The following is a 3,536-nucleotide window of genomic DNA, read 5'->3' as shown; positions in this document are numbered from 1 at the left end:
CGACACCGCGGCCGGCGCCGAGCCCTACCGCAAGGCCGACGTCGCCAAGGCCAAGAAGATGCTCGCCGACGCCGGCTACAAGGGCGAGAAGGTGGTGCTGCTGGTGCCCAGCGACGTGCCCTACCTGAACGCCGAGGCGCTGATGGCCGCGCAGACCATGAAGAGCATCGGCCTGAACGTCGACGCCCAGACCATGGACTGGGCTTCCATCGGCGCGCGCCGCGCCAAGCGCGATGCTGGCGATGCCGGCGGCTGGAACATGTACGTCACCGTGGCCGGCGAGTTCGACGCCAACTCGCCCATCAGCAACGCCTACCTGAGCGCGGCCTGTGGCAACACCCTGCCAGGCTGGCCCTGCGACAAGCAGCTCGACGAGTTGCGCACCGCGTGGCTGAAGGAAACCGTGCCCGCCAGGCGCAAGGAACTGCTGGACGCCTTCCAGGCCCGCGCGTATGAAGCCGTGCCGTACATCAATGCGGGCCAGTACTCGGCCGCCTTCGCCGCGCGCACCAGCCTGAAGGGGCTGGACAAGCTCTGGTCCGGCATGCCGACGGTCTGGGCGCTCGACAGGCAGTAAGCCAACTCAGTTCAAGGGCACCGCCATGGGCTACCTCATTCGACGATTCATCGCGACCCTGCCCGTCATGGCGGTGGTGGCCGTGGTGGTGTTCCTGCTGATCCACCTGTCGCCGGGCGATCCGGCCGCGCTCATCGCGGGCGACCTCGCCACCACGGAAGACATCGAGAAGCTGCGCGCCGCGCTCGGCCTGAACCTGCCGCTGTGGCAGCAGTTCGGGCTGTGGATAGGCAAGCTCTTCACCGGCGACCTGGGCACCTCGATCTTCACGCAGATGCCGGTCACGCAGCTGCTGGGGCAGCGCCTGGAGCCCACTGTGTCGATCGCGGCGCTGACCATGCTCATCACGCTGGTGGTGTCGGTGCCTCTGGGCACGCTCGCGGCCTACCGCGCGGGCAGCTGGATCGACCGGCTGGTGATGCTGTTCGCGGTGCTGGCCTTCTCGGTGCCGGTGTTCCTCGTGGGCTACCTGCTGGTCTACAGCTTCGCGATCCAGCTGCCGTGGTTTCCGGTGCAGGGCTACGTGCGCTTCGCCGAAGGCCCGGGCGAGTGGCTGCGCTCGCTGGTGCTGCCCTGCGTGAACCTCGCGCTGGTCTACATCGCGCTGGTGACGCGCATGACGCGCGCGACCGTGCTCGAGGTGCTGCACGAGGACTACATCCGCACCGCCCGCGCCAAGGGCCTGGGCGTGCTGCCGGTGCTGGGCCATGCGCTGCGCAACGCGGCCATTCCCATCGCCACCACCGTGGGCGCGGGCATCGCGCTGCTGATCGGCGGCGTGGTGGTCACCGAGACGGTGTTCGCCATTCCCGGCGTAGGCCGGCTGGTGATCGACTCGGTGCAGCGCCACGACTACCCGGTGATCCAGAGCGTGCTGCTGCTGTCGGCGGGCGTGTACGTGCTGATCAACCTGCTGATCGACCTGAGCTACCGCCTGTTCGATCCGCGAATCCAGTACTGAAACCGCTCCATGTCCACCGTACTACCCATGAGCGACATCGACGTGCCCGCGACGCCCGCAACCGCTGAAGTCGCGCCGCCGGTCGAGGCGCCTTTCGCTCCGCCGCGCTTGCGCTGGCTGCGCAAGCACCCGACGCTGATCGTCGGCGCGCTGCTGCTGATCGCGGTGGCGGCCCTTTCCATCGCCGCTCCGTGGATCGCCACGCACGACCCGCAGGACATCGACCCGCTCGCGCGCATGCAGCTGCCCTCGGCCGAGCACTGGTTCGGCACCGACGCGCTGGGCCGCGACGTGTTCAGCCGTGCCGTGTGGGGCGGGCGGGTGTCGATGATCGTGGGCGCCTCGGTCGCGCTGCTGGCCACCTTCTTCGGCGTCGCGCTCGGGCTGGTGGCGGGCTTCGTGCGCTGGGCGGACGGGCCGATCATGCGCGTGATGGACGGGCTCATGGCCATCCCGGGCATCCTGCTTGCCATCGCGCTGATGGCGGTCACGCGCGCCAGCCTGACGACGGTGATCATCGCCATCACGGTGCCGGAGATTCCGCGCGTGGTGCGGCTGGTGCGCTCGCTGGCGCTCACGCTGCGCGAGCAGCTCTTCGTGGAGGCCGCGCACGCGGTGGGCACGCGACTGCCGGTGATCCTGGTGCGCCACGTGCTGCCGAACATCGTGGCGCCGCTGGTGGTGCAGGCCACCTTCGTGGCGGCCGCCGCGGTGCTGACGGAGGCGGCGCTGTCGTTCCTCGGCGTGGGCGTGCCTTCGCAGACGCCGAGCTGGGGGAACATGATGGCCGAGGGCCGCAACTTCGTGACCGTGGCGTTCCACATCATCCTGTACCCGGGGCTGCTGCTGGCGGCCACGGTGCTGGCCATCAACCTGCTCGGCGACGGCCTGCGCGATGCGCTCGATCCGCGCCTGGCACGGCAACTGTGAAGGACGTGCCATGACGATCCACATGTCCCACACCGCGCTCGCTCCGGGCGAGCCGCTGCTCGAGGTCGACAACCTGCGCACTCACTTCCATACGCTTGCCGGCGTGGTGCGCTCGGTCGACGGGGTGTCGTACACCGTTCGCGCGGGCCGCACGCTGGGCGTGGTCGGCGAATCGGGATGCGGCAAGAGCGTGACCGCGCTGTCGATCCTGCGGCTGGTGCCGATACCACCAGGCCGCCACATGGGCGCCGTGCGCCTGCGCGGCACCGACCTGATGCAGCTCAGTGAGCGCGAGATGCGGCAGATCCGCGGCAACCGCATCTCGATGATCTTCCAGGAGCCGATGACATCGCTGAACCCGGTGCTGACCGTGGGCCGGCAGATCGCCGAGACGGTGCAGCTGCACCAGAAGGCCAGCCGCGCCGACGCGATGAAGCGCGCGGTAGAAATGCTGCGCGTGGTGCAGATCCCCGAGCCCGAGCGCCGCGTGAACGAGTACCCGCACCAGCTCTCGGGCGGCATGCGCCAGCGCGTGATGATCGCGCTGGCCCTGGCCTGCAACCCCGAGGTGCTGATCGCCGACGAGCCGACGACCGCGCTGGACGTGACCATCCAGGCGCAGATCCTCGACCTCATCAAGCGGCTGCAGAAGGAACTGGGCATGGGCGTGGTGATGATCACGCACGACCTCGGCGTGGTAGCCGAGAGCTGCGACCGCGTGGTGGTCATGTATGCCGGCAAGAAAGTGGAAGAAGCCGACGTGATCGACCTGTTCGACCGCCCGCTGCATCCCTACACCCGCGCGCTGATGGCCTCGATGCCCGCGATGAACACCGCGAGCACGCGGCTCACCGAGATCCCGGGGCTGGTGCCGGCCGCGCACGAGCTGGGCCGGGGCTGCGCCTTCGCCGCGCGCTGCAGCCATGCGCGCGAACGCTGCCGGGTCGAGACGCCGAAGCTCGTGGCGCAGGGCGGCGACCACGTGGTGGCCTGCTTCGCAGTCGAGGAACACTGGGACCAACACGCCGGCGCCGAGGAGATGGCCACATGACGACCGCTGCTGCAAAG

General features: G+C 69.3%; 4 protein-coding genes. All 4 read left to right on the top strand.

The features are described from left to right. The coding region (locus QMO14_RS32930) for an ABC transporter substrate-binding protein (protein WP_301512325.1) at positions 1–577 on the top strand (577 nt) is incomplete at its 5' end. Positions 578–602: 25 nt separating this feature from the next. Then, positions 603–1,538, top strand: coding sequence for an ABC transporter permease (locus tag QMO14_RS32925; RefSeq protein ID WP_301512324.1), 936 nt, complete (start codon positions 603–605; stop codon positions 1,536–1,538). Positions 1,539–1,565: 27 nt separating this feature from the next. Beyond that, positions 1,566–2,468: an ABC transporter permease gene (locus tag QMO14_RS32920; protein ID WP_301512326.1), complete on the top strand. Its 903-nt coding sequence runs from the start codon at positions 1,566–1,568 to the stop codon at positions 2,466–2,468. A 10-nt stretch (positions 2,469–2,478) separates the two neighbouring features. Further along, a complete protein-coding gene (locus tag QMO14_RS32915; protein ID WP_301512323.1) occupies positions 2,479–3,519 on the top strand; it encodes an ABC transporter ATP-binding protein in 1,041 nt (346 codons plus the stop codon). Positions 3,520–3,536 lie beyond the last annotated feature (17 nt).

Source organism: Variovorax sp. CAN15 (genome assembly GCF_030462475.1).
GTDB lineage: Bacteria > Pseudomonadota > Gammaproteobacteria > Burkholderiales > Burkholderiaceae_C > Variovorax.
This window is presented reverse-complemented; position numbering and strand designations above follow the sequence as displayed.

Excerpts from the sequence above, each read along its gene's own strand:
- QMO14_RS32925 (WP_301512324.1), top strand. The coding sequence starts at position 603 with ATGGGCTACCTCATTCGACGATTCATCGCGACCCTGCCCGTCATGGCG.
- QMO14_RS32920 (WP_301512326.1), top strand. The coding sequence starts at position 1,566 with ATGAGCGACATCGACGTGCCCGCGACGCCCGCAACCGCTGAAGTCGCG.
- QMO14_RS32915 (WP_301512323.1), top strand. The coding sequence starts at position 2,479 with ATGACGATCCACATGTCCCACACCGCGCTCGCTCCGGGCGAGCCGCTG.